The following is a 24,784-nucleotide window of genomic DNA, read 5'->3' on the forward strand; positions in this document are numbered from 1 at the left end:
AGTATTTCCTATGAAAAGACCCAAAAACTCCATTATTATATTCTTTGCACTAGTAATCGGCACTTTTTTCATTGTCATGATTTTCAATCCCGTGAAAACAAGCAACCCATTGAAAACCATCCTCTTGATTACGGGCATCAACATAATCATCAGCTTTTTGTTTGGGCTGAAAACCGGGGACTATTCCTGGACAGATAGAATATGGAGCATTGTTCCCATAGGTTTTTCCTGGATCTATGCCGCTTCGAATCCTGCAAATCCAACGGGATGGCTGGCTTTTCTCTTGATTGCCCTCTGGGGTATCCGCCTGACTGCCAACTTTGCACGAAAAGGGGGCTATACACAGGAACAGGATTACAGATGGACAATTCTCCAAAGTCGTATTCACACCAAGATCGGCTGGCAAGCCTTCAACCTGTTCTTCATTGCCTGCTACCAACAAGTTTTATTTATCTGCTTCACCCTTCCTCTCTATTTTCTGAATAATACCCCGCTAAATATAACGATGATACTTGCTTTGGTTTTCATGTTTGCTTTTCTGGTTCTTGAAACCTTGGCAGACCAACAACAATATTCCTTTCAACAAGCAAAATATGGACTTCTCCCGACGAACCCTTTATCTGAAGCCGATTATAAAAAAGGATTCAAAACTTCCGGCCTTTTCGCTCGTTCCCGTCACCCAAATTATCTCGGGGAACTTGGATTTTGGTGGAGCCTCTATATCTTTTCTGCACTTGGAAACGGAATATGGTGGAGTCCCAGTCTGTTGGGTCCTATTCTGCTCACTTTATTATTTTTAGGTTCAACAGGCTTTACCGAACAGATTACCGCAGGAAAATATCCGCAATACCAAGAATATAAAAAAAGCACCTGGCCAATTCTCTTCCGCCCTTGGTAAGGGAGTAGGCATCACCGTTTCCCCATGTTACCATGAGGTAAAGAGGGAGGTCACCAGATGGGAAAATTGGGGATTATCATTCTGATCACCCTGTTTTTGGTACTGATAATTACCGGTATCATTGGTCTGGAATTTTTTTTCAAATCCAATTCACAGACCGAAGGAGAAATTGCCATGTCAGCAAAATCAAAAATTGAATTTCAATTCCAGCCAATTTCCGCTGAATTACTGAATCCTCTCAATCCTGCAGAGGCAAGGATAATGCTCAACAAGGAAACAGAAAGGGCTTTTACCGGAAAATATACCGATACAACAGCTGACGGTACCTATTATTGCCGTCAATGCAATGCTCCTCTCTATACCTCCGAAGACAAATTCCAGTCAGATTGTGGCTGGCCTTCCTTTGACTTGGAGATCCCTTTTGCAGTCGAACGGTATACCGATAGCGATGGCTTTCGTACGGAAATAACCTGCGCCACCTGTCAAGCACATCTTGGACATGTATTTCTTGGTGAGCATCTTACTGAAAAAAACACAAGACATTGTGTCAATTCACTCTCCCTAGCATTGGAAGATGGTCCTCCTGTGGCCCAGGCAATATTTGCCGGGGGATGTTTCTGGGGCGTGGAATTTTTCTTTGAAAAGCTTGATGGCGTATATTCGGCGATTTCCGGTTATACCGGGGGAACAATGAAAAACCCAACCTACCAAGATGTCCTGACACATACGACAGGACATCTTGAGGCGGTACAAGTACTTTACAACCCTAAAATAATTTCCTTTGAAGAGTTGACAAAGTATTTCCTGGAGATTCATGATCCGACCCAGACCAACGGCCAGGGACCGGATATAGGAAACCAATACCTATCGGCCATCTTCTATCGAAACCGACATGAGTTCGATACTGCCCTCAAGCTTCTAAGAATACTTGAAGCCAAAGGGTTGCCTATTGCCACGACATTGAAACCTGCATCAATATTCTATCCTGCAGAAGCGTATCATCAAGATTACTATGAGCACAAAGGGACCCTTCCCTACTGCCATGCCTATACCAAGCGATTCTGATGATCAGGCCCAAAGCTCCTCTGCTATTTTTGCCCATCGCTCACTTGCGGATTCGCATTTTGCAGTGAGATCATCAACATCCTCAGGATGCTCAAGATCAGTGGAGGCTGCTTGGGTTGCATGAATCATGGATCGTAATCTCTCAGGATTGTCCAAAAGCGGACAGGGTCTGAGATGATTTTCATTGAAGGGTTGATTTTTATAATATTGCATGAAGAGAGGGCTTTTGAAGGCTTCCAGGAGAGTCTTCTCATGAATATTGCTATCACTGTAATGAATGAAGGCACAAGGCTCTATATCCCCATTGGCATTGATATGCAGATAACACCGTCCACCTGCGATACACCCTTGCACAAACTCCCCGTCATTCCAAAAATCCATGGTAAAGATGGGTTTTGTCTTGCGCATCGCCCTAAGCTGGGTATACATGAATTTCCGTTGCTCCGCACTGGCCATCAATGAAGGAACAGCTTTGTCACCTACAGGAATATAGGTGAAGAACCAGGCAAACTTAGCGCCCATTTCTATCATGGAGTCGATATAACGTTCGCTTCCGATCACCTCAACATTCTGGGAGGTATAGCAACAACTTATGCCAAACGGCAAATGATGCTCTTTCAGTATCTCCATTGCCTTGACTACGGCCTGATAGGTTCCCTTGCCTCGTCTGAAATCAGTCTCTTTTTCGAATCCCTCGATACTTATCGCCGGGATAAAATTCTTGACCCGAAGCATCTCCTTTGCAAACTCCTCGTCAATCAGGGTCCCGTTGGTAAATGCCAGGAACTGACAATCTGGATGCGCTTCACAGAGCTTGATGACATCCTTTTTGCGAACAAGCGGTTCCCCTCCACTATAGATATACATGTAAGTCCCCAGATCTTTTCCTTGCCGGATAATGGAATCCAGGGTCGCATAATCCATATTCAGTTTGTTGCCATACTCTGCGGCCCAACAGCCTGTACAGTGGAGATTGCAGGCACTGGTGGGGTCCATAAGAATGGCCCAAGGAAGATTGCAACCATGAGTCTTTGCCAAATCTTTTTGATTTGCACGACCGATCAGAACTGAATTCACAAAAAAATTCTTGAACAATACCTTTCGGACTTCTGCATCAAGGTCATTCCAAAGCCCGATGATATACTTGTACCAATTCCCCTGGGGATGATCCAGAATATCTCGCAAAAAATCACGAGCCCCTTTATAGGCATCCTTTGAATCGATTCTGTCCACCCATTTCAGTAATTTTGGCAGATTAGCCTCAGGATCTTCCCCTATATAGCCCAAGGCTACTTCAGCAAGACTGGCTGTAACCTGATTCTTGGTCTTGTTCATCTCCAACCTCCCTTGAAAATTCAAGATGAAGGGATGAGCAGTCTATTCTTCCCTTCTCTGATTCAAAGATATGCTGAGACCTTGTAGCAGGACAGCCCCAATATCTTGGGAATGTCCCGTTTTGGGACAGATGAGGAAAGATGGGGTGGATTTTTTCCTATTTCTCAGTTTCCCAACAATTCCAGAAAACGTGCAGCCAATTTAATGCTTACAGTGGTAAGGTTTTCCAGAAATTGCTTGGAATCCATATTGGAATTGCTTTTCAACCAACGTTGAATTGCAGACAAGCAAAAGTCACTGACAACCGCTGTCAGTTCCTTGCTATCAAAGGGGGATGGTCCGTCAACATGCAAAGTCTGGACAACCAAGGGTTCAAGATTTCGTTCAAAATAATCCCTGAATGAGTTGGGACCAGTTACTTCAAGTGCATTCGAATAGAAAACCTTGTTTTGCTCAAAATACTCACAAATCATAAGGGCCAGCTCAGAAGTATGCTTGTCTGAAAGTTCTTCCCGGACAGTATGTCCGATTTCAGTTTCATAAATCCAATTGATCAATTCATATTTATCACGAAAATGATAATAAAAACTTTTCCTGTTGAGGCCGCATTTGTTGCAAATATTCCCAATGGAAATTTTTGCAAACGGAGTAGTGGCCATACACTCTTTCATGGCCTGAGCCAAGGCTGCCTTGGTAATCGATGCATTTGACATATTCACATTATGAATATCACCATCTATTCTGTCAACAAACAATACAATCCTCGACTATAAGGATTGTTTAACCATGACATCTGCACTGATGATGCAACTGGCAACTACATATGCCCCTTTTTTCAATTCCTTTCCAAGCTGGGAAGGAGAAAACACCAAATCAAGATGCCCCATCTCGGTGCTGATGGTAGCTACCAGGCAAGACGTGTCCTCTGTACCATGAGAGCGTTTATCCACGGACAGGACAGGACCACAAGCCAACATGAGCTTTTCCTGTACCTCATAACCCTCTCGTTTCTTTTCTTCCAGTTTCTCATCCCGTGCCATGATATAATTGAACGGCAATAATTTACGATCCTCCAAAAGGGATGGACCTGGGGTTGCTTGCTCGTACGCTTGACGACTGTCATAGACATCCATCGCCTGGGGAAACGCGCAGACTTGCAAAGAAAGAATAGTATCCTCGTCAATTTTCTCTATGGTTGCGGCATGGACGATATCGGCAATGAAAGCGCAAGTCTCATCTGGATTTGTCATCAAGAGCGATACAAGAAGTGGTTCTCCCAGACCTACGGTCGCAAGAGGTTTCGCTTGCCATATGCAACGACCGCTCATGTGCATATCAACTCCCACTATCTGAAGATCATCCCCCTGGTTGACGGTTCTGAACAGAATCTCCAATCCGCTATCGAACAACTTACTATAATAAGCACCTTGCACAGCGGCAATGCGTGTAGATTCCTTGAACCATTGCAATAATCTATCTTGGTCGAGTGAACCCTCTTTCACCAAGAACCCCATACCGGAATTTTCTACATAAACAGCCATCATTCATCTCCTGATGACTCAGTGTACCATATTCCCCACTTGCGGGAAAGATAACAAAACGATATGATCGGCTACCTATGCAAATTGAGAAACAAATAGAGAATCTCACTGCCAAACAAGGAATACAAGATGGTTTTCCGATATTCATTGGTTATTTTCCCACGGCAATGGCATTCGGTTTGATTTGCAGGAATATTGGACTCAGCTTGGGAGAGTCAGCACTTTTCTCCCTGACTAATTTTGCAGGAAGCGGACAATTCCTCGCAATCAATCTCTTATCCTCGGGAGCCTTGCTATTCGAGATATTCATCAGTGTCCTTCTTATCAATATACGGTATTCCTTCATGGGCGCAGCACTCAATTTAAAACTTGATACGGGTATCACGGGAATCAAAAGAATCCTGATCGCCCATGGAACGACCGATGAAGTATTTTCTGTGGCCATCCTTCACAATGGATTGCTTTCTTCAAATTACCTACTTGCCTTGGAGCTGACATCCTATACTGGCTGGGTAAGCGGAACAATCGTAGGTTTCTTGATTGGAATGATACTCCCCCATGAACTTCAGTTGGCAGTGGGCGTTACCCTATATGCAATGTTCAGTTCCCTTTTTGCTCAGGAATTACGACAGAAGGGAATTTTGGTATTGGCAATTGCAGGTATCTCGGCACTGCTGAACAGTCTTCTGGTTTGTCTGTTTCATCTTGGGACCGGTTGGGCTTTTGTCATTGCGATGCTTCTGTCTGCAGTATTTGGGGCCTTGGTTTCGCCTGATCAAGATATCGAGGAATTACCATGACGACAGAAATCCCTATATTCGTATATATTTTTGTGACAGCCTTTGCTACATTCTTGGTGCGTGCCTTACCGTATTATGCTTCGTTTCTCGACAGATTGCCAAGATTCATCGGTAAATGTTTACGTCTGTTACCCATCGCCGCACTGGGTGCCTTGATTTTTCCTGGAGTCATAACGGATTTCCATGGACAATGGTATGCAGGATTACTTGGAATTGCGGCCTCTTTTTTAATTGCCTATTATAAACGTGGTATGATATTTCCCATTCTTGCCAGTGTCTTGGTAACCTACCTCGTTCTTCTTTTGTAACTTGACTTGCAGGGAAAGGAAATCTAGGATATCCATATGTTCGATGCACACCGACATTTTGTAGCCCAGGAAAAAACAAGCGATGCCCTGTATTGCACCTCAAGCAAAAAAGAATGGGAAGTACTGGACTCTCTCTCCTCAATTGCAATTGGAGCTGCAGGAGCCTTGGGCAATACCCCTCTTTCGATTCTGGAGGACTTGCAGGCTTTTTTGCATTCCCATCCAACCATCCAAATCGGGGAAGTCGGACTGGACCGAAGGTTTGCAGATATGGCCAGTCAGGAAGCCTTTCTCAGCGCCACCCTCGATCTGGCCTTCGAACTGGACAGAAGCCTTACCTTGCATATTGTCCAGGCAGATGGACTGGCCCTTACCTGTATCAAGGCAGCCGGGAACCGTTTACCCAGACTCCTTTGGCATGGATTTACCGGTAGCATCGAAACTGCCAGAGAAGTATCAAGAAAAGGATGTATCCTCTCTTTCGGTCTTTCCATCGGAAAAACAAGAATTGGCAAACACCTCTCTGCCCTGAAAGACTTTCCCCTTGCTATAGAAACCGATTACGAAGGACCAGGTACATTACCCTATACCCAAATTTTGGAAAACCAATACAAAAACATTTCCTCCATGCTGGGAATACCAGTGGAGCAGTTGATAAGGAAAGGTTATGAATGCAGATCAATTCTTGCGAATAACACGACTCCTCGGTGAAGAGGTCGTAGAAAACCTCCATACAAAAACAGTTACCATCGTCGGCTTGGGTGCTGTGGGAGGAACTTGTATGGAATCGCTGGTACGAAGTGGAATCGGACAGGTGAGACTGGTTGACTTCGACATTGTGGGAATCACCAATTTGAATCGTCAGATACTGGCAACCTATGAAACCTTGGGAAGAAAGAAAACCGAGGTAGCAAAGGAACGCATACAATCAATCAATCCCGACTGCAAAGTCGAGCTTCTCCAGATGTTCGTCCAGGAAGATAACCTGGATAGCCTTTTGGAAAACCCCACGGATCTCATAGTCGATGCAATCGATTCCCTGGGGCCAAAATGCTCGCTTCTGCAAAAAGCCTATGAAAAACACATTCCCATCGTCAGTAGCATGGGAGCTGCTTTACGGAGGGACCCTTCCCTGATACGGACAGCAGACCTGATGGATACTTTTGGCTGTCCCTTGGCAAAACAGGTTCGCTCAAATCTTCGCAAACTCGGGGTGGGCACTGGAATCAAAGTCGTATTTTCACCAGAAAGAGTCCGTTTTACCTACCAGGATCCTCAAGAAGAATATGATCCGGATTCCAGCAATCTTGAGCAAAGACAAGGACGAAAACGAAATATTCTGGGAAGCCTACCCACCATTACCGCAATCTTTGGGCAGACACTTGCCCATATTGCCCTCGACCAGATTCTTGGAGGAGATTTACTCCATGGGGAAGCAGTCAGCAACACTACATCAAAACGATAGGGACAAAAAAAGAGGGCGTATGAAAATCCGGTTTGACCGTCCCAATCGGACCATAGGCAAGATAATGAGGCTGTTTCAAGTTATCGCCACATTTATAGAAATTTCCTTTCAAGCGAAGGGAATCCAGGGCCTGGCCCTCGATGGCAAGACCAAATTTAAACAAATCAAGGGAAGCTTCAAGTTTCCAGAAGCTTTGCTCCAGGGTGTTCTCCAAGATAGTTACAGAAATGGGAATCTGGTCAATTACCTCCACAGGGAACAAAGTTCTTCCCTGCCTGCCTTTTCCCTTTCCTACCAAAGCGTTTCCCGAGGCACTGAATTCAAAATTTATATAGTCCGCTTCGCCTTCTTTCTGAAGAAAGACCTCAACGCAACTATCGGTATAGACAGGGTCATTTTGCTTGGTGCACATCCGCAACAATTGTTTTTCAACAACTGAAAACCTGACCAAGAGAAATCGTTCATCATGGCTAAGTCTCAAGGAGACCTGAACACCTTCCTGTTCATTCCATTGAGGTTCAAGCAACAAAGGAACCCCACATGATATATCAGCTTTTGGGACATGTACCAACATCTGCTCTTCCATACCTTCCTCCGCGAGCAGTATAGCCGACAACGAGGGGATTTTCCAATCGGGGTTTGAAGTAAATATGTAGATTCTCTCTCTTATGAAGAAACATCCAAGAGGAGGATCAAATGAAAAAAGACTTTTGTATAGCACTCACCCTACTCGGTGTGCTAACGCTTTTTACCAGTTGCGATGGCCAGGGACCACAAGTCGGTAACTTACTATTGAAACTTTCCTGCGATACACTCTCATCAACTCAACGAGCTCTGTCGCCAGATTCACAAACCATGGAAATCGATTCCTATCATATTGATGGAACAGGTCCTTGCGGAGCCACAATACATATTGATTCTGCTTCGAGTCCCATCACGTTGGGTAATCTGGCCATCGGAACCTGGAACTTGAAAGCCCTGGCCTTGAACAGCAAGAAAAACATCCTGGCAACAGGATCCTCTGTTGCCATTCTTTCGAAATCCACGGCAACTGCTGTACTGACTCTTGATGAACTGGGAGGAGACGGTAGCCTTTCGGTAGGATTTTCCTGGGATCCGGAGCAAGTTGCAAATGATACTAATCTTGAACTTTCGTTGGTCAATCAGAAGGGAACTACCATTACCCTGCCTGCACTAACTATAAACAAGGCACAAGGATCCGCCTCATTTGCCCTAAAATCCCTTCCGGCAGGGTCCTATATGCTTTATGCAAAGCTGTATAGCCAAGGTATTGCAATAAGCGGCGCAGCGGAAGCAGTGCGAATCATCGAGAACAGTCTCACATTCGGATCAATGAATATGGTAATAGGAGACCTCTCGACAACTTTCAAGATTACCATAATCAATGAGACCATGATGCCTTTGAAAGGATCGGTCACGTGTGTTCCAGAAGTCCCGAAAGCAGGACAAGAAGTTTGTCTGACCTTCACTGTTGAAAATCTTCCTGCCGGACTCACATTAAAATCGATTACACCCACCTGGTATTGTGAAGGAGATATTCTACCTGCCAATGGGTTTAGCTATACTTGCGTCCCTTCTCCAGGTACTCATCGATACGACATCATCGTAAAAACAGATGCTCTGGGCAGTATCGGAAGTTCAACGATTTTGGTAAGCATGCCTGTTAAATAAGAGGGTATTTCTCTTCAAAGGTAAAAAAATTGGAAGAAATAGGCATCCCCCAGCAGATAGTGAAAACCAGCCGTTCAAGGAAACGACTGGTTTTTTCTCCCTAACCAAGTAGAAAAGTGTAAATTACGGAACCAAAAAAATTTACCAAGATGCCTTGCAATATTACAAAGCTTGTACGGCAGGCAATAACCAAGGGGGCAACACAACCGGCCGAAGCGTCTTGGTATTGATGGAGGCAACCCTGACTTGCATGCTGCAAAGCGTCTCCTCACCCCGCAAGACTGTCTGCAAAAACGTCAGTGAAAAATGCTTTGCTTCCAGCACAGAGGTCTCAACAAAAAGCTGGTCATCCAACTTGCCGGGCTTTTGATAGTCAATGGCAATCGATTTGACAACAAACGCCAGATCCTGGGTCTCCAGCAGTCGGCTCTGAGAGCCTTCGTCCCCTGTTTTTGCCACAAGCCTGAGCAATTCTGTTCGTGCATGCTCGGCAAAGTCCAGATATCGTCCATGATAGACTATACCTCCGCAATCAGTATCACTGTAATACACACGTATAGGAAATCGAAACATCAAACCTCCACCAAAGCGCCCTCAAATCTAAGGGTTGAAACATAATCATCATAAGTCTGTCTTCGTCGAATCATCACTATCGAACCATCGGTTTTGAGCAAATACTCTGCCGGGCGTAATTTTGCATTGTAATTGAATCCCATGGAATGTCCATGCGCACCTGCATCGTGAATGGCAAGCAAATCGCCTTCCTCAATTTTGGGAAGACTCCGATCGATGGCAAACTTGTCGTTGTTTTCGCATAGGGAACCAGTGACATCATAGATATGGTCAAGAGGCTTTTCTGTCTTCCCCACCACTGTAATATGATGATACGCGCCATACAGGGCTGGCCGCATCAAATCTGCCATTGAGGCATCAAGTCCTACATAGTGCTTATATTTTTGAGTGACATGCAAGACCCTGCTAAAGAGATATCCATAGGGCCCCGTAATGCAACGGCCACATTCGAACACAATCTTCAAGGGGTCCAAGCCAGCAGGAACGACAATCTGGTCGTACAAGGCTTTCATGCCAAGACTTACCTTCTCCAAGTTCATACCGTCTTGCTCAGGTCTATAGGGAATACCTATACCTCCGCCCATATCAATGAATTCGATACGGACCCCAGCTTCTTTCTTGATACGGACACAGAGTTCAAAGAGCATCCTGGCAGTCTCGACGATATAGGTGCCATCAAGCTCATTGGAAGCCACCATGGTATGCAAACCAAATCGCTTCACACCCTTTTTCTTCATTATTCGGTAACAATCGACTACTTGGTCGGCAGTGACTCCATACTTGGCCTCGACAGGATTGCCGATTATTGCATTGCCTGTTCGCTCAGGACCCGGATTGTACCGAAAGCAAATCAGCTCAGGAACTTTTTTTATGGACCGTTCCAAGGCTTCTATGTGAGTAATGTCATCGAGGTTTATGATGGCACCCTCTTCATACGCCTCGATAAATTCCTCATCAGGCGTATCATTGCTGGTAAACATGATTTGTTCCCCAGTGATTCCACTTGCCTTGCTCAGCAACAATTCAGGCAGGGAAGAGCAGTCAGAACCAAAACCTTCCTTGCCAAGAATGGAAAGAATTGTAGGATTGGGGCAAGCCTTTACTGCATAGTAATTACAAAACCCGGGAACCCAACTGAATAGTTTCTGGAAATTGCGGGCGTTCTCCACGATCGCCTTTTCATCGTACAGATAAAAAGGGGTTTGGAGGGCAGCCCCCAAGGCAAGCAATTTTTCAGATGACAACGGTAATTTTTTTTCGCTCATATCTGCAGATTCTCCTCGATTGATTGCATGGCTTTTACGACGTTTTCTCGATGTCCATAAGAGGAGACCCGAATATAGTGTTCTCCAGAAGGACCAAATCCACTACCAGGAGTTACCACCACGTGACAAGAATCCAACAACAGGTCAAAGAAATCCCAACTGAGCATATCGTTTGGAGTTCGTGCCCAAATATAGGGACTGTTTATTCCCCCATATACCGTCAAACCTACCTGGGAGAGCCCTTCTCGGATAATCCGTGCATTTTCCATATAATAGGCAACCAAGGCCTGACTTTGTTTCAAACCTTCCCCAGAAAGGACCGCATAGCCACCGGCCTGGGCAATATTGCTTGCTCCGTTGAAGAAAGTACACTGTCTGCGATTCCACATCTGGTTAAGCAATCCTGCAGGTCCATCCTCACATTCAAGAGCCTTGGGAACGATTGTCCAACCAAGTCGCACCCCGGTGAATCCCGAGAATTTTGAGAAGCTGTTGATCTCTATGGCACATTTTTTTGCCTCTGCGATTTCATAGATGGAACGAGGATAATTTTCTTCGGTTATATACTCGCAATAGGCACTGTCAAAAATAATGACAGCCTTGTTTTCAAGGGCATAGTCAACAAAAGCCTTCAATTGCTCCCTGGAGGCAACCGCCCCGGTAGGATTATTGGGACTGCACAGATAAATGAGATCCACTTTCTGTGTAGGGGGTTCAGGAACAAAACCATTTCCTTCATTGCTGGCAAGATAGACAAAGCCATCATAACAAAGTCGCTCTTTATTGAATTCCCCGGTTCTACCCCCAACTACGTTGCTGTCGACATATACAGGATAGGCTGGATCCTGGATGGCAACAATATTGTCCTGTCCAAAGATGTCCTGAATATTTGCCGCATCACTCTTGGCCCCATCGCTTACAAAAAACTCAGTGGGTTCAAGAACTACTCCATGCTGCTTATAATACGTAACCAAGGCTTCCCTGAGGTAGGTGTCTCCTTGTTCGTCTCCATAGCCACTATAGGTATCACGTTGGGAAAGCAAATCAACCTTGTCATGCAAAACCTTGCAGACCGCAGGACTCAAAGCTTCGGTGGTGTTCCCTATTCCCAATCGCAAGACAGTTGCCTCAGGATGCGCTTTCTGCCACAAAGCAGTCCGTCTGGCAATTTCGGGAAATAAATATCCACTGGATAGTTTTGTAAAATTATGATTGATCGTCGCCATTCTATCGTCTCCCAACTGCACCAAGGCTATCAAGTTTATCCAGTTCTGCATAAAGAAGCGTACGATTCTCTTCGTTTTCATAGGTGCATATAGGTAATCTGAATGATTCCTCGCACCAATTGTAGCGCCCCATGGCAGATTTAATGGGAATAGGATTCGTCTCCAAAAAACAGGCCCTGAAAAATCCACTGAGATTCTTTTCCATTTGCCGTGCCTCAACCATATTTCCCTTGAGGGCAAGGTGAATCATCTTTGATATATAGGCAGGACAGATATTGGAGCCAACAGAAATCACCCCGTCCCCACCGGCCTCGATCAGATCAAGCGAAAGGTTATCATCACCACTTAGCACTGTAAATTCTGAATGAGATCTGGTAATTACCGATTGAATCTGTTCGATACTTCCGCTTGCTTCCTTTACCCCGACGATATTGGGGCAAGCTTCACTGAGGGCAATGAGCGTATCGGTCTCGATATTCACTCCGGTTCTTCCCTTGATATTGTAGAGAATGCAGGGAATATCGACACTATCGGCAATAGCCTTGAAATGAAGGAACAATCCCTTTTGAGTGGGTTTGTTGTAATAAGGATTGACCAAAAGTACTGCATCGGTCCCTACTTCCTGGGCATGTCTGGAAAGCCTTATGGCTTCAGTGGTCGCATTCGAACCAGTACCGGCAATGACAGGGACTCTTCCATTTGCATATTTAACTGTCAAGGCTATGGTTCGATCATGTTCGTCATGACTTAAGGTCGGGCTTTCTCCGGTAGTTCCGCAAGGTACCAATCCATCTACACCGCTTACGATCTGCTTTTCGATGATTTGATGAAGAGCTTCCTCATCAAGATTATCCTTTTTGGTAAAAGGAGTGATCATTGCAGTGAACACTCCTTGAAAGAGTTTTTCAGCCATCACTCATCCTCCATATTTTTAAATACGTCATCAAGCATATCAGAAAGGGTAAAAAATCCTTTTCTGCCATCGGCGATCCATTGGGCTGCCTTTACTGCCCCTACGGCAAAGCCTTCACGGGAACGTGCCCTATGGGTCAATTCAATCGTATCATCAGGACTGTCAAAACAAACGGTGTGGGTCCCGGGGTAATAGCCACTACGGATTGAGCCCACCTGTATTTCATCATCTTCACGCTTACGATGCAAGGTTTCAGCGACAATCGACTGTTTGGATGAACTATTGTCAAGCAAGATCTGAGCCAGCATGGAGGCTGTACCGGAAGGACTATCCGCCTTCTGTGCATGATGTATTTCCTGTATAAAGGAATCATAGCCTCCAACCCGGTCAAACAGCAGGGCTGCTTTCTTTACAATCTGCAAGAACACAGCCACGCCCATCGAATAGTTTCCGCTATAGATAATGGAACAATCCAGACCTTCTACGGTATCCTTGACTTCATCGAGACGGTCATACCATCCTGTCGTACCAATGACAGCGGGAATTCCCAGACGAGCATAGAGGACTATATCGTCCACTATGGTCGCAGGATGGGTAAAATCGATGGCAACATCACATCCTCCAAGTGTTGCGGCATCAAGATTCAACGCAGTAATCTCAGGAGCCGGGGACCAGGGATCAATGACGGCCACCACTTCATGTCCACAAGAAAGGGCTTCCGTCCTGATCAATTTCCCCATCTTTCCATATCCAACAATTGCGATTCGCATAATCTCCTCCAAATACAAGTGAAGGATACCAGAAAAACTACAGCACTGTCTACACAATAACAAAATGTTTTTATTATAACATAAACTTATTATTTAAAACTTTTATTTCCGTTTCTTTTCATGTTCACGGTTATTTCTTTCCTTGCTTGCCTTCAAAAAATCAGCAAAGGTCCCTCCAGCAGCAGTGGAACCATCAGGTTCCAAGGTACTCTTCCCACTATTTCCCCAGGGACGATCTTCCCTGGCCTGGGGTCTTGTCGACTCCCTTTGGTATTGTTCCCCACGATAGGCAAGCTTGCTGGGACGTACCACTTCAGTAACAGTCTCCCAGGTATAGGTTCTTTCCTGCTTGTCAACCTTATCATCAGGTAGGGAAAAAGACTCAAGGTGAGAAGTCTTTGGTAGGGTCTTCTTTACGAGCAACACCTTTTTCTTTCCAGTAGAATCGGTCACCGGTTTGGCTTTTGCAACAACCTTGACCACAGTCTTGGGCGCAACTGCACTCTCTTTCTTTTCCACCTGAGGTTTACTGACCGGAACGCGTTTCTTGACTTCCATTTCCTCATAGGAACAGGAAAGTCTCTGGCACACATAATGATCCTGACCAATTTCATCGACAACCTTCATCATGGGACCCTTGCAAAAAGGGCATACCTTCATATTGGTGTACTTGGGGGCAAAGACTTCCCCGCTTTGGATTACTTGTTTGACCAGATCTCGGGTATTTTGTTTTATATCTGCAATAAAAGGACCACTCGCTTCCTTTCCTTCCGCAATCTTTGCAAGCCTGTCTTCCCATTGTCCGGTCAATTCAGGGGAACGGAGTTGCATAGGTGCCAGACGGACCACTTCCCTGCCTTTTGCCGTGGGAACCAATTCCTTTGCCTTTCGCTCGACATAATTATTCTGGATAAGCTTTTCGATGATATCTGCTCGAGTTGCAGGCGTTCCCAACCCATTGGAAAGTCTTTTTTTCAAGGTTGCATCATCAACGAAACGTCCTGCATGTTCCATCGCTGAAAGCAAGGTAGCCTCCGTATACCTTTCAGGGGCACTGGTGGTCATCTTCCTGAGTTTTATTGTCTGTATCTGAACAGGGGCTCCTTCAATAAGGGAAGCGAGGGACGCGTTGAAATCTCCCTCATCCATTACATTGGTGGCAGCACTGCGTCGGCCTATGATCCTGGCAACATCCCTCCACCCTTGCTTGGTAGGAATGGTAAGCCTGGTCTGGAATTTCTGGCCTTCAACCTCGGCTACCAGCGTTGTCGTACGGTATTCATAATCGGGAGAGAGTACTTCCAGAAACCGTATGACTATCAATTCCCAAAGGGATCGTTCTTCGTTGGAAAGACGTGCGATATCAACTCGCTGTTCTGTTGGGATGATTGCATGATGATCGGTAACTTGCAAATCCTGGACAAAACGTTGTTCATCGATTCGGAATCCCTTTTCGACAAAGGCAGCGGCACTGGACCCAAACGGGGTGGAGGCCAAGGCCTTGAGACGTTGGGGAATCGTGGCCACGATATCATGTGTAATGTAACGGCTATCGGTACGAGGATAGGTTACTATCTTGTATTGTTCATAGAGGCGTTGCAACGTATCGAGAGTCTGCTTGGCACTGAAGTCCAGTAACATGTTGGCATCCCTCTGCAATTCCGTAAGGTCATAGGCAAGAGGAGGTTGTTCGCCCTTCTCGGCAGTAACAAGACTGGTCACCGTGCCGGTCTTGCCAGGAAGCAAAGCCTCAAGCTCCTGCGCCTGTTTTTCGGATGAGATCCGAATGGAATCCTCCGTACTGTACCAGGAAGCACTGAAAGATCCAAAGTCAGCTTTCAAAGTCCAATAGAACTGGCCTGAAAAGGCTTCAATTTCATCTTCCCTATTCGTCATCAGAGCCAGGGTTGGAGTCTGTACCCGACCGGCGGAAAGTTTCGCATCATAATGACAGGTCAAGGCACGTGTTACATTCAAGCCTACATACCAATCGGCAGCTGCCCTGCTTTCAGCGGCATAGAAGAGATTGTCATACAAAGAGGCATCCTTGAGATTGGAAAAACCTTCCTTTATCGCGGCATCTGTTTGGCTGCTGATCCAAAGACGTTGGGCAGGTTTCGTAAAATTACTGAGCTTCATGATCCATCTGGCAACCAATTCCCCTTCCCGTCCTGCATCTGTCGCAATTATCAAGCTATCGATATCATCTCTATTGAGAAGGGCTTTGACCACCGCAAATTGTTCTTGGCTCTGGCTGATAACCTCTTGTTCCAGGGTATCAGGAAGCATCGGAAGATCCCTAAGTGACCAACGCCGATAACGCTCACTATACGTAGCTGGTTGGGCCAGTTCAACAAGATGCCCCAGTGCCCAGGTCACCACATACCCTTCTCCTTCGGAATATCCTTTCTCACGTATCCGACAATCAAGCACACGGGCAAGTTCCCTTCCCACACTAGGTTTTTCAGCAAGAACAAGTTTCTTCAATTCATGGTCCCCCTGAGCAAAACTATACCCTCAACCCTACCAAAGGAGCAAGATGAATAAATTTCGGGAATCTGGAGAATCAAGAAGAAATGATGCAAAACAAACAATAAAAATATTATTTGTTATTAGCAACTATTTGACTTGTTTCCGTTTTTTTGCTAGATTAACGACAGTTCCCCTGCAGTGAACGAAAATCCGAACAATACTACCGACCTGTTTCTACTTTGAAACAAGCCAAGGAGATGAACTATGTCATTTGATCTTTTACAATTTTTAACAGGCAAAAGTGATGCCGATGACGGTGGAGTCAAAACACTTGTCGTAAAGAGCCAACGTTGCCCCCAGAGCCATAAATGTCCTGCCGTACGGGTATGTCCCAGTGGTGCCTTGACCCAGAAAGGCTTTGCAGCACCTGTCGTCAATTACAGTAAATGCACCAGTTGCGGAAAATGTTCCCATTACTGTGCTTTCAAGGCGTTGTCCATGGAGAAAAAATAACGTTGATTGATGCAAGACATGCAAGGCGGGGTATCATCCCCGCTCTTTTTATATGGCCACTTCTTTTTTTCACTCTTGGATTTGTATCGATTTATTCGGCTTTATCAGCTTTTATCTGCATCCTGCTTCCCTTCATTCTCCTAGCCAAGACTAAAGAGAAGACCTGGTGCCGGAATTATTGTCCACGTGCTTCCTTGATCAGCCTCACAGGAAGAGCCAAGAAAAAATGGAGAAAGCCTCCAAAGGTCTTCACCGATGGGTCAATGCGAAGATGGATGCTGATCTATCTAGGAATAAATCTACTGTTCATAGTAGGCTCGACGATGAGGGTAGCCTTGGGCAAGATGGAAAGTATGGCCTTTGTACGATTGTTCATTGTCATCCCCCTCTGGCCACTTCCTCAACTCCTGCAGGTATCAGCTCCGCCTTTTTTGCTGCACCTCTCCTATAGGCTTTATTCTTTGATGCTCAGTTCCACAATACTGGGAATCATTTTTTCGAGACTCTGGAGGCCAAGACTTTGGTGTGCAGCCTGTCCGGTAGGAAGCCTTTCCAATAGGTTGCTTAGAAAGGGATAAAAACAATAAGAATTTTTTTGCTTTACGTTAAAGTCATATATACAATGTTATTGTAGTACATCCAACCAATCCCAATCCTCGTTCTGCCAAAAAAGAGATTCCATTTTACTTAAGCTTCTTGGAATTCGAGTGTCCCATGGCATTCTTGAAAAAGGCCTGTCGGTAGATTCCTGACTATCTTTATAAGGTAGAACCTTCAGTTTTTTATGTGTATCCAAGACATTGCAATTATCCCCGTGAAATAAAATATATTTTTCTGCCTGATTGCGAAGATTCAGTTTTATTTCTTCATATCCAGAATCATTCACTAAATTGAGAAGTTCATCGGGATCATCGGTAAGGTGATATAATTCTTCAAACCCTCCATTTTGATAAAATAAATACTTCCAGTCCTTTGTTCTGACGTGGGCCATGTAATACGGTGCATTCATTACTTCGGAGAAGGCAAAATTACAAGATTCTGTCCCATCAAGCAAAGAAAATAAATTATGTCCTTTTCTATTCGTTTCCTCTACCACAATTCCTGCCGCTGATAAAACAGTCGGATAGATATCCAGGAGGGAAACAATCTCCTTGCACCTTGCGTTTGGAGTAACATGCCCAGGCCAGCGTAAAATCAAGGGAATACGGAGGCTACCTTCATATCCAAATGATTTATACCATAATCCGTGATCTCCCATCAAATCACCATGATCAGAGGTGAATATAACCAGTGTATCCTCAGAAAGACCTTCTTTCTCAAGTACATCCAGAATTCGGCCTACCTGTTCATCAATAAATGTAATATTTGCATAATAATTTGCCAGAGCTTGTCTTTTTGCTTGTTTAGAATAAAGATCAAACTCCTTCCCCTTCCTATAAGAAGCAAAATATGGATTTTCAGACTTGCTCTCTTGATCAGGATCCCACGTCTCCTGAAATTCTGCATTATCATACAATCCTTTTAAATGTTCAGGACAATCATAAGGTACATGAGGTTTTACAAAAGAAGACCACAGAAAAAATGGTTTGTCCCTTGGTCTATCGTTTTCTATCCAGCTGACCGTTTGATCACCACACCACTGTGTTACATGAAACTTTTTTGGTAATGGATTTAAAAGTGGTTTTATTTCATTGTAACCAATTTCAGGGGGTTTATCCCAACCCCACATTTTATTTTCATGGAGAAATCTATCATAGTCATCCAGACAGATATCTTTCTTATGCTTCGCAAGACGGATGCCCCTTGTTTCTTCTGAAAGAATCATATTATCCATTCCATAAGTTTGGGCATAGGGGATATTGGAAAAATGCATCTTACCAATTGCCTGGCACCAATATCCCAAAGAATGCAACCGAGTAGGAATGGAATCCTTTTGGTAACCCCCTGATGGTATTTCATTCTCCAAAATACCTAATTCACTGGCAGGAAGTCCTGTTACAAGACATGCTCTTGCAGGCATGCAAAGAGGACAGGGCGTTACAGCCGACTCAAACAGAGCTCCTTCCCTTGCAAGCCTATCCAAATGAGGTGTTTTGATTATTGGATTATCCATGGCCCCAAGCGCATCAAATCTCTGTTGATCTGTCGTTATAATAACAATATTAGGTCTATTCATATCATCCCTTTAAACCTGTCGTTGCGATACCTTCGACAAAATACTTCTGCGCTGAAAAGAATAAAAAGACAATAGGAGAGATCGAGACAAAGGACATCGCAAGAACCTTGTTCCATTCAATAGCTGACTGGGCATCAATCGACATCCTCAATGCTAAGGATACAGGATATTTAGCTATGCTATTTATATATATCAACGGATTGAAAAAGTCATTCCAAGTCCACATGAATTGAAAAATAAAGACTGAAAACAAAGCAGATTTGCACAAAGGCAAAATAATAAGGAACAAGGTTCGAAAAGAACCAAGCCCATCTATTTTAGCTGACTCATCAAGTTCCCTTGGTATTCCCCTGATAAATTGAATCATCATATAATTAAAGAAAGCAGTGAATGCAAGTATTTGTGGAATGATAAAGGGTTTATAAGAATCAAGCCACCCAAAATTCCTGAACAATAAATAACGGGGAATAATAAGGACTGCGTTGGGCAGCATCATTGTAGATATCATCAGGGCAAAGAGAAAAGATTTGCCTTTAAAATCAAATCGTGCAAATCCATAGGCAACAATGGTACTTGAAAACATTGTTGCAAGAACTGTCGGAATAACCATCTTGCAAGTATTTAGCATAAAGGTTCCAAATGAATATTGACCAGTACCCTTCCATCCTTTTATATATCCCGAAATATTAAATTCCTTGGGAAACAGACTTAGTCCACTGAATATTTCCTGGTTTGTTTTAAAGGATGAAAAGAATAACCAAATAAGTGGATAAATCATTATTATGCCAACAAGCGAAAGAAATATATAAGATTTGATTGCAATTCTATTTTTCTTATTTGACACAGTAGTAAACTCCTATTCCATATAGTAGACAAATTTGTCTGATTTCTTGAATATTGTATAAGTAACGGAAAGAACGACAAGAAATAAAAACCAGGATAGTGCCGAGGCATAACCCATTTTAAAATTTGAAAAAGCTTCATTATATAATTTCATCATATATAAATAAGTAGATTTCATAGGACCACCATGAGTTATTACAAAAGCACTTGTAAAGGATTGAAATGAGTTTATTAATTGCATTATCAGGTTAAAAAATAGAGATGGAGTCAACAAAGGTAATGTAATTAAAAAAAACTCCTTGAATTTTGAAGCTCCATCAATACTTGCCGCTTCATAAAGCTCTTTTGGAATCTGCTTAAGACCAGCAAGGAAAATTACCATTGAAGAACCGAAAGACCATACTACCAAGAGACTGATCGAGAACAAAGCATAACGGGGGTCTTCCAGAAAGGGGATAGGTTTCATGCCAATTTTTGAAAAAATTGTATTCACCAGTCCTGACAAAGAAAACATAAAGCGCCAAAGAATTGAAATCGATACACTTGCTCCTAATATCGAGGGCAAATAATAGATTGTTGTGAAGAGATTGATGTATCTTAGTTTTCTATTCAGCAACACAGCGAAAAACAAAGCTGATACTATTTTCATCGGAACGGAAAAAAGCACATATTTGAAGGTAACCAGCAAAGAAGGAAAAAACTCCCTATCACTGGTAAACATATAAACATAGTTTGAAAAGCCTATTAATTTGGGCTTATTAAACATAGTAAAATCGGTAAAAGAAAAATAAAGTGATGATACCAACGGATACAAACCAAAGATTAAAAACCCGATAAACCATGGCAAGATATAATAATATCCTTCAGAGAGAGATTTTCTTTTTTTCATGATCATTCCCAATATTCCGGCAATGAATTCATTGCCGGAAAGAATTGTTTTTATTATTTTACAGGGTTTAATTCTTGTAATTTCTTATTTATAAGCTTGATATATTCTTTTGCTGCTTCACGGGGGGTGGTTTTATTGAACGCAATCATCGAGATCAAATCAGCCCCAATCCTGGAAATTTCATTATTCCTGATCAGTGAACCTTGTCCGATGCCTTGTCCGGTCTGAGTTGCATAGTTCATGGCCTTTACAACCAATGGATTTAAAAGTCCAGCTTCACTCAAAGCACTGTTTTGTACTTGGCTTACAGGAATTCCTCTCGACAATTTAAGTAAGGTACCTGCTTCCTTATCGGTATTGAACCAATTGAGGAACTTTGCTGCTTCTATGGCCTCTTGATCAGTGGCCGTTGCAGCAATGGAGAAAACCTGTCCGACTTTTGTCTGGAAAAAGGGATCTTTTGCTCCGGTCATCACAGGCAAGGGAATCACCGTAGCATTTTTTTGATTATCACCCAAGGCATTCACATAGTTTTCGATGGTAGATAACATGCCGTAGAGAATGGCACTCTTCCCATTGACCCATTTAGGGTTCTGGGCATAATTTCCGGTATATAGTTCCAAAGTACCAAGAGGTTCAACAACTCCTTCATCAAAGTATCTCTTGATAAAGGCAAAGGCTTCGGTAACCTCATCTTCCGTATAGTTCAGGGTATAATCAGTTTCAAACGGTTTTCCTGTTTTCTGTACGAGATATGCCAGAAACCAGTACATATGAATATCAACGGCTGCCATCCCATTTTCAAAATAAGAATCAGGGCTTATTTCCTTTAATTTTTTGCTATATTTAAAGAAATCGTCAAAAGTCATGGGTTTATCGTAATCAAAACCAATTGAATCCAATAGAGCCTTGTTAGCAACGATTGCATCGGCATTAATAGATGAAGGCAAGGCCAATATCTTATTATTAAATATTACATTATCCTTTAGCAAACTTTCTGGATATATGGAGAAATCCAAATAATCCTTATATTGGGAAAGATCCTTTACAACTTCCTTTCCTGCCCATTCAGATTGTTCAAGTAGCCAAGAATAGTGATTCTGGAAAATCTGAGGAGCATTGCCACCAGCTAATTGCGTATACAATTTCTCACGATAACCATCCCAACCACTATACTCAACGATGATCTTCACGTTTGGATTCATTTCCATATATCGTTGAACCGCCGCAATATAGGCTTCATGCCGACTATCCCCTCCCCACCAAGAGAACCGAAGAGTTACCTGATCATCTTTCTTATCCTTGACCTCAGATTTGCCTGCAGAGAATACACTCTGATTGGCAAACAATACCAAAACGACAATTAGCACCAATACACTTTTTTTCATTGTTTACTCCTTTTGAATCAATGAACTCCACAAAATAATTATCCTTGATTGTTCAGGAGGAAACTATGTTCATTTTTTTTCTTTTTGAATCAATTTCTATGATTGATATGGCTTCTGAATTCTCCTGGAGACATTCCATATTCAAGTTTAAAAGCTCTGCTGAAATTTGTTGAAATACTATATCCGACCTGCAAGGCAACATCTTGAATTTGATTATTTGGATCTTTCAATAATTCTCTTGCCCTTCCAAGACGCTGTTGCTGACAAAATACAGAAAAAAGAATTCCTGTTCGTGCCTTAAAAATTCTACTGAAATAATTAGGGGAAATATTAAGGAACTCAGATACGACTTCCAGACTGGCAGTTGATAAATGTGAAGAAATATATTTAAGAGCTGCCTGAATAAAGAAATCATCTCCTGCATCCTGGAAATCGCAATTATCAAGAAATTTATCCTTCCACTCTTGCTCAAGCCTGGTCTTCAATGCAACAAAGACTTCTTCCAATTGCTTGAAATGTGTAGGTTTTAACAGATAATCAAAACATTCTGCATGTATCGCTGATCGGATATATTCCATATCTTTATACCCTGTAAGGAAAACAATATGCGTGGAAATTTTCAGTTCTTTCATTTTCCGGGCAAGTTCCAATCCGTTCATTCCGGGCATTCGAATATCACAGATAGCGGCATCTACCGAATGAGTTGATAAATAGGTAAGAGCTTCCTTACCATCAGATAAAGCGGCAACAGCCGAAAAGCCAAGATTTTCCCAAGAATAATTAAAAAGTCCATTACGAATTTCTTCTTCATCATCAACTATTAATAAGGTATTCGTCATTTTCTTCTCCAGATTGAGGGATTTTCATAATGATACTAGTACCCTTTCCTACAAGGCTCTTTATAGAAAGGGGTATTCCATAGCGAAGAATAAGTCTGGAATTAACATTTCTGAGACCTATATGTTCATTCATATCAAAATTTGTTTTTGCTAGCTCAATAAATAGACTTTCAAGCTCATCTTCAGAAAGTCCTACTCCGTCATCGGTAATAGTCAAAAAAAGAAAATCCTTCTCAAGTCTACTTGAAAGTGTAATAACCCCTTTCTTTGATAACGGACCAATCCCATGAATGATTGCATTTTCTACTATTGGTTGTAAAACCATTCTCGGAAGGAGTGCATTCTGGCACTCTGGCGGATTATCCCAAACAATATCGAATCTATTTTTATACCGATACAATTGAATTGAAAGATAGCAATCAATATAATAGAGCTCTTCTTTCAGACTAACAGTATCCCCTTTTGTATCCAAAGAATAACGAAGCAATTCCGAAAGATTATTAATCATGTCGTTTATGACATTCGGCTTATTATAGAGTTGGTAGGCTTTCCAATTAAGTGTTTCCAATGTGTTATAGAGAAAATGAGGATTTAACTGTGCTTGCAGAGCAATTAGCTGAGCTGTTTTTTCTTTATATTTTCTTGCTTCAAGTTGAGATTTTAGATAACTTTGGGAAATAAATGAATCAACAATTTTCTTGATTATATATGCATAGGTTGTCGATTCTCCATCGGGAATAATCGGTAATGCTTCATTATTTTCCGCCTTTTTAATAGAATCTATTATTTCATATATCTGTCGAGTCCTTCTTTTTGTAAGTATAATTGAAAGAAGTATTCCGACAATAAGAGAAAGACCTAGCATTAAAAATATTAAAAGAAAAATCCTATCGTACACTTGGAATACCACTTTTTTTTCAGAAAACAATACATATCTCCAGCCAGTACCTTTATGGATAGACGTTTCGGTTAAATATAAATTTTCCCAATCATCTACATGTGGAGGATAAGATCCCAAGATCAGATCATTATCCTTGTTAAAAATCGCGATAGTATGACCAGGAGTAATGGAATCATTCAATAATTTTTTTTCCAATTCGTCCTTGTGTAAGTTAAATACAATTACTCCCTCACCTTTTCCTAGGATGTAGAAAAGAGAAACTATATATCTTTTCATATTTCCAGGAAGACTCTGTTCTGTCAGGGTTGTCCAGGATTTTTCCTTTTTCCTGTTTTGCAGGTAAGATTTAAACCAAAAATCATCACGCGTGGTTATTACCTGCTTCCCGATATCGGAAAGATAATACTGATTTTCATTTTCATAATAAATATTGATGGATTGCACATACTCCCAAGTATTACGAATAGAGGTAAGCTGATCCTTTATCGAATTCAATAAATACAAATCGGTATAATCCAACTGAACCGAATTAAGTAATTTTTTTGCAATATAGGATGTCTGACCATCTATATCAGCAGATAAAATCAAAGGAGCGAATCCCCTAGTTACCAAATCAGCTTTTCCAATGACTTGTTCAAAAAGCACATGAGAATCATTCTCCAGATTTTTCTTGTATGAATTTTGAATAAGATAAAGAGAAGAATATCCCATAAGAACGATAGGAATAAAAAGGAGAGGTAAAAAAGCAATGAGGTTTTTTCTAAAAAACCTTTGTCGCATTGTCAACTTTTTCATGCTTTCTCCTATTTATAAGACGACAGGAATCTAAAACCCGTCCTTTCGAACCCAATATATCATAGAAGGGGGAATCCCAATAAAAAACTTAAGGAGAAAGAACTAGTTGCAATATTT

Annotated in this window: 25 protein-coding genes; 9 read left to right on the top strand and 16 right to left on the bottom strand. The window is 42.6% G+C overall.

What is annotated here, in order from left to right:
- The first annotated feature begins 10 nt into the window (after window positions 1-10).
- Window positions 11-898 (top strand): DUF1295 domain-containing protein, encoded by an 888-nt coding sequence (locus ACHZBG_RS00095; RefSeq protein WP_320127399.1) that lies wholly within the window; start codon window positions 11-13, stop codon window positions 896-898.
- A gap of 57 nt (window positions 899-955) precedes the next feature.
- Window positions 956-1,963 (top strand): bifunctional methionine sulfoxide reductase B/A protein, encoded by a 1,008-nt coding sequence (locus ACHZBG_RS00100; RefSeq protein ID WP_320127400.1) that lies wholly within the window; start codon window positions 956-958, stop codon window positions 1,961-1,963.
- Between the two features lie 3 nt (window positions 1,964-1,966).
- Here ACHZBG_RS00100 and ACHZBG_RS00105 read toward each other — a convergent pair whose 3' ends face one another.
- The 3 genes from ACHZBG_RS00105 to ACHZBG_RS00115 all read right to left on the bottom strand — a co-directional run bounded on the left by ACHZBG_RS00105 (window position 1,967) and on the right by ACHZBG_RS00115 (window position 4,839).
- Window positions 1,967-3,298: a radical SAM protein gene (locus tag ACHZBG_RS00105; protein WP_320127401.1), complete on the bottom strand. Its 1,332-nt coding sequence runs from the start codon at window positions 3,296-3,298 to the stop codon at window positions 1,967-1,969.
- A 164-nt stretch (window positions 3,299-3,462) separates the two neighbouring features.
- Window positions 3,463-4,011, bottom strand: a complete 549-nt coding sequence (locus ACHZBG_RS00110; RefSeq protein WP_320127402.1) for a TetR/AcrR family transcriptional regulator C-terminal domain-containing protein — start codon at window positions 4,009-4,011, stop codon at window positions 3,463-3,465.
- A gap of 54 nt (window positions 4,012-4,065) precedes the next feature.
- Complete coding sequence (locus tag ACHZBG_RS00115; protein WP_320127403.1) at window positions 4,066-4,839, bottom strand: hypothetical protein; 774 nt, start codon at window positions 4,837-4,839, stop codon at window positions 4,066-4,068.
- Window positions 4,840-4,916: 77 nt separating this feature from the next.
- Here ACHZBG_RS00115 and ACHZBG_RS00120 point away from each other — a divergent pair, with 77 nt between their 5' ends.
- The 4 genes from ACHZBG_RS00120 to ACHZBG_RS00135 are packed head-to-tail and all read left to right on the top strand — an operon-like array spanning window position 4,917 to window position 7,412.
- Window positions 4,917-5,639, top strand: coding sequence for an AzlC family ABC transporter permease (locus ACHZBG_RS00120; RefSeq protein ID WP_320127404.1), 723 nt, complete (start codon window positions 4,917-4,919; stop codon window positions 5,637-5,639).
- Window positions 5,636-5,947 (top strand): AzlD domain-containing protein, encoded by a 312-nt coding sequence (locus ACHZBG_RS00125; protein ID WP_320127405.1) that lies wholly within the window; start codon window positions 5,636-5,638, stop codon window positions 5,945-5,947. The genes ACHZBG_RS00120 and ACHZBG_RS00125 overlap by 4 nt, the downstream gene beginning before the upstream one ends.
- Before the next feature lie 36 nt (window positions 5,948-5,983).
- Window positions 5,984-6,658 carry a TatD family hydrolase gene (locus tag ACHZBG_RS00130; RefSeq protein WP_320127406.1) on the top strand — a complete coding sequence of 225 codons (675 nt, stop codon included), beginning with the start codon at window positions 5,984-5,986 and terminating at the stop codon, window positions 6,656-6,658.
- Window positions 6,615-7,412 (top strand): tRNA threonylcarbamoyladenosine dehydratase, encoded by a 798-nt coding sequence (locus tag ACHZBG_RS00135; protein WP_320127407.1) that lies wholly within the window; start codon window positions 6,615-6,617, stop codon window positions 7,410-7,412. Before ACHZBG_RS00130 ends, ACHZBG_RS00135 begins: the two co-directional genes overlap by 44 nt.
- On the opposite strand, the gene ACHZBG_RS00140 is transcribed toward ACHZBG_RS00135, so the two are convergent.
- Window positions 7,396-7,998, bottom strand: coding sequence for a carbohydrate-binding family 9-like protein (locus ACHZBG_RS00140; RefSeq protein ID WP_320127408.1), 603 nt, complete (start codon window positions 7,996-7,998; stop codon window positions 7,396-7,398). The two genes, ACHZBG_RS00135 and ACHZBG_RS00140, sit on opposite strands and share 17 nt — an antisense overlap.
- A 110-nt stretch (window positions 7,999-8,108) precedes the next feature.
- On the opposite strand from ACHZBG_RS00140, the gene ACHZBG_RS00145 reads away from it, so the two are divergent.
- Window positions 8,109-9,104 carry a hypothetical protein gene (locus tag ACHZBG_RS00145; RefSeq protein WP_320127409.1) on the top strand — a complete coding sequence of 332 codons (996 nt, stop codon included), beginning with the start codon at window positions 8,109-8,111 and terminating at the stop codon, window positions 9,102-9,104.
- 162 nt (window positions 9,105-9,266) lie between these two features.
- Here the strand turns inward: ACHZBG_RS00145 and ACHZBG_RS00150 are convergent, their stop codons facing one another.
- The 6 genes from ACHZBG_RS00150 to ACHZBG_RS00175 all read right to left on the bottom strand — a co-directional run bounded on the left by ACHZBG_RS00150 (window position 9,267) and on the right by ACHZBG_RS00175 (window position 16,338).
- Entirely contained in the window at window positions 9,267-9,677 is a 411-nt protein-coding gene (locus tag ACHZBG_RS00150; protein ID WP_320127410.1) for a YbgC/FadM family acyl-CoA thioesterase, read from the bottom strand.
- Window positions 9,677-10,942 (bottom strand): diaminopimelate decarboxylase, encoded by a 1,266-nt coding sequence (gene lysA / locus ACHZBG_RS00155; protein WP_320127411.1) that lies wholly within the window; start codon window positions 10,940-10,942, stop codon window positions 9,677-9,679. The genes ACHZBG_RS00150 and lysA overlap by 1 nt, the downstream gene beginning before the upstream one ends.
- Window positions 10,939-12,168, bottom strand: coding sequence for an LL-diaminopimelate aminotransferase (locus tag ACHZBG_RS00160; RefSeq protein ID WP_320127702.1), 1,230 nt, complete (start codon window positions 12,166-12,168; stop codon window positions 10,939-10,941). The genes lysA and ACHZBG_RS00160 overlap by 4 nt, the downstream gene beginning before the upstream one ends.
- Before the next feature lies 1 nt (window position 12,169).
- A complete protein-coding gene (dapA, locus tag ACHZBG_RS00165; protein ID WP_320127412.1) occupies window positions 12,170-13,081 on the bottom strand; it encodes a 4-hydroxy-tetrahydrodipicolinate synthase in 912 nt (303 codons plus the stop codon).
- Complete coding sequence (gene dapB, locus ACHZBG_RS00170) at window positions 13,081-13,851, bottom strand: 4-hydroxy-tetrahydrodipicolinate reductase (protein WP_320127413.1); 771 nt, start codon at window positions 13,849-13,851, stop codon at window positions 13,081-13,083. The genes dapA and dapB overlap by 1 nt, the downstream gene beginning before the upstream one ends.
- 102 nt (window positions 13,852-13,953) lie before the next feature.
- Window positions 13,954-16,338, bottom strand: a complete 2,385-nt coding sequence (locus tag ACHZBG_RS00175) for a DNA topoisomerase 3 (RefSeq protein WP_320127414.1) — start codon at window positions 16,336-16,338, stop codon at window positions 13,954-13,956.
- A 249-nt stretch (window positions 16,339-16,587) separates the two neighbouring features.
- Between ACHZBG_RS00175 and ACHZBG_RS00180 the strand changes: the two genes are divergently transcribed.
- On the top strand, window positions 16,588-16,836 hold the full coding sequence (locus ACHZBG_RS00180) for a 4Fe-4S binding protein (protein WP_320127415.1): 249 nt from the start codon (window positions 16,588-16,590) through the stop codon (window positions 16,834-16,836).
- 2 nt (window positions 16,837-16,838) lie between these two features.
- On the top strand, window positions 16,839-17,414 hold the full coding sequence (locus tag ACHZBG_RS00185) for a 4Fe-4S binding protein (RefSeq protein ID WP_320127416.1): 576 nt from the start codon (window positions 16,839-16,841) through the stop codon (window positions 17,412-17,414).
- Between the two features lie 47 nt (window positions 17,415-17,461).
- Here ACHZBG_RS00185 and ACHZBG_RS00190 read toward each other — a convergent pair whose 3' ends face one another.
- From ACHZBG_RS00190 to ACHZBG_RS00215, 6 genes are all read right to left on the bottom strand, one after another.
- Complete coding sequence (locus ACHZBG_RS00190) at window positions 17,462-19,012, bottom strand: sulfatase-like hydrolase/transferase (RefSeq protein ID WP_320127417.1); 1,551 nt, start codon at window positions 19,010-19,012, stop codon at window positions 17,462-17,464.
- Between the two features lies 1 nt (window position 19,013).
- The gene (locus ACHZBG_RS00195) at window positions 19,014-19,640 is read right to left on the bottom strand and encodes a carbohydrate ABC transporter permease (protein WP_394699281.1); all 627 of its coding nucleotides are present in this window, start codon (window positions 19,638-19,640) and stop codon (window positions 19,014-19,016) included.
- Window positions 19,641-19,868: 228 nt separating this feature from the next.
- On the bottom strand, window positions 19,869-20,744 hold the full coding sequence (locus tag ACHZBG_RS00200; RefSeq protein WP_320127419.1) for a sugar ABC transporter permease: 876 nt from the start codon (window positions 20,742-20,744) through the stop codon (window positions 19,869-19,871).
- A 53-nt stretch (window positions 20,745-20,797) separates the two neighbouring features.
- Window positions 20,798-22,132 carry an ABC transporter substrate-binding protein gene (locus tag ACHZBG_RS00205; protein WP_320127420.1) on the bottom strand — a complete coding sequence of 445 codons (1,335 nt, stop codon included), beginning with the start codon at window positions 22,130-22,132 and terminating at the stop codon, window positions 20,798-20,800.
- Between the two features lie 89 nt (window positions 22,133-22,221).
- On the bottom strand, window positions 22,222-22,971 hold the full coding sequence (locus ACHZBG_RS00210; RefSeq protein ID WP_320127421.1) for a response regulator: 750 nt from the start codon (window positions 22,969-22,971) through the stop codon (window positions 22,222-22,224).
- The gene (locus ACHZBG_RS00215) at window positions 22,946-24,667 is read right to left on the bottom strand and encodes a sensor histidine kinase (protein WP_320127422.1); all 1,722 of its coding nucleotides are present in this window, start codon (window positions 24,665-24,667) and stop codon (window positions 22,946-22,948) included. Before ACHZBG_RS00215 ends, ACHZBG_RS00210 begins: the two co-directional genes overlap by 26 nt.
- Between the last annotated feature and the right edge of the window lie 117 nt (window positions 24,668-24,784).

The sequence above is a fragment of the uncultured Sphaerochaeta sp. genome (assembly GCF_963676625.2).
Taxonomy (GTDB): domain Bacteria; phylum Spirochaetota; class Spirochaetia; order Sphaerochaetales; family Sphaerochaetaceae; genus Sphaerochaeta.

Bases quoted from the DNA above. Each gene is read 5' to 3' on its own strand.
- ACHZBG_RS00210 (WP_320127421.1), bottom strand. From the start codon at position 22,971: ATGACGAATACCTTATTAATAGTTGATGATGAAGAAGAAATTCGTAAT.
- ACHZBG_RS00150 (WP_320127410.1), bottom strand. From the start codon at position 9,677: ATGTTTCGATTTCCTATACGTGTGTATTACAGTGATACTGATTGCGGA.
- ACHZBG_RS00110 (WP_320127402.1), bottom strand. From the start codon at position 4,011: ATGTCAAATGCATCGATTACCAAGGCAGCCTTGGCTCAGGCCATGAAA.
- ACHZBG_RS00180 (WP_320127415.1), top strand. From the start codon at position 16,588: ATGTCATTTGATCTTTTACAATTTTTAACAGGCAAAAGTGATGCCGAT.
- ACHZBG_RS00125 (WP_320127405.1), top strand. From the start codon at position 5,636: ATGACGACAGAAATCCCTATATTCGTATATATTTTTGTGACAGCCTTT.
- ACHZBG_RS00160 (WP_320127702.1), bottom strand. From the start codon at position 12,168: ATGGCGACGATCAATCATAATTTTACAAAACTATCCAGTGGATATTTA.
- dapB (WP_320127413.1), bottom strand. From the start codon at position 13,851: ATGCGAATCGCAATTGTTGGATATGGAAAGATGGGGAAATTGATCAGG.
- ACHZBG_RS00130 (WP_320127406.1), top strand. From the start codon at position 5,984: ATGTTCGATGCACACCGACATTTTGTAGCCCAGGAAAAAACAAGCGAT.
- ACHZBG_RS00215 (WP_320127422.1), bottom strand. From the start codon at position 24,667: ATGAAAAAGTTGACAATGCGACAAAGGTTTTTTAGAAAAAACCTCATT.
- ACHZBG_RS00190 (WP_320127417.1), bottom strand. From the start codon at position 19,012: ATGAATAGACCTAATATTGTTATTATAACGACAGATCAACAGAGATTT.
- ACHZBG_RS00145 (WP_320127409.1), top strand. From the start codon at position 8,109: ATGAAAAAAGACTTTTGTATAGCACTCACCCTACTCGGTGTGCTAACG.
- ACHZBG_RS00115 (WP_320127403.1), bottom strand. From the start codon at position 4,839: ATGGCTGTTTATGTAGAAAATTCCGGTATGGGGTTCTTGGTGAAAGAG.
- ACHZBG_RS00100 (WP_320127400.1), top strand. From the start codon at position 956: ATGGGAAAATTGGGGATTATCATTCTGATCACCCTGTTTTTGGTACTG.
- lysA (WP_320127411.1), bottom strand. From the start codon at position 10,942: ATGAGCGAAAAAAAATTACCGTTGTCATCTGAAAAATTGCTTGCCTTG.
- dapA (WP_320127412.1), bottom strand. From the start codon at position 13,081: ATGGCTGAAAAACTCTTTCAAGGAGTGTTCACTGCAATGATCACTCCT.
- ACHZBG_RS00120 (WP_320127404.1), top strand. From the start codon at position 4,917: ATGCAAATTGAGAAACAAATAGAGAATCTCACTGCCAAACAAGGAATA.
- ACHZBG_RS00095 (WP_320127399.1), top strand. From the start codon at position 11: ATGAAAAGACCCAAAAACTCCATTATTATATTCTTTGCACTAGTAATC.
- ACHZBG_RS00105 (WP_320127401.1), bottom strand. From the start codon at position 3,298: ATGAACAAGACCAAGAATCAGGTTACAGCCAGTCTTGCTGAAGTAGCC.
- ACHZBG_RS00140 (WP_320127408.1), bottom strand. From the start codon at position 7,998: ATGGAAGAGCAGATGTTGGTACATGTCCCAAAAGCTGATATATCATGT.
- ACHZBG_RS00205 (WP_320127420.1), bottom strand. From the start codon at position 22,132: ATGAAAAAAAGTGTATTGGTGCTAATTGTCGTTTTGGTATTGTTTGCC.
- ACHZBG_RS00135 (WP_320127407.1), top strand. From the start codon at position 6,615: ATGAATGCAGATCAATTCTTGCGAATAACACGACTCCTCGGTGAAGAG.
- ACHZBG_RS00195 (WP_394699281.1), bottom strand. From the start codon at position 19,640: ATGCTAAATACTTGCAAGATGGTTATTCCGACAGTTCTTGCAACAATG.
- ACHZBG_RS00200 (WP_320127419.1), bottom strand. From the start codon at position 20,744: ATGAAAAAAAGAAAATCTCTCTCTGAAGGATATTATTATATCTTGCCA.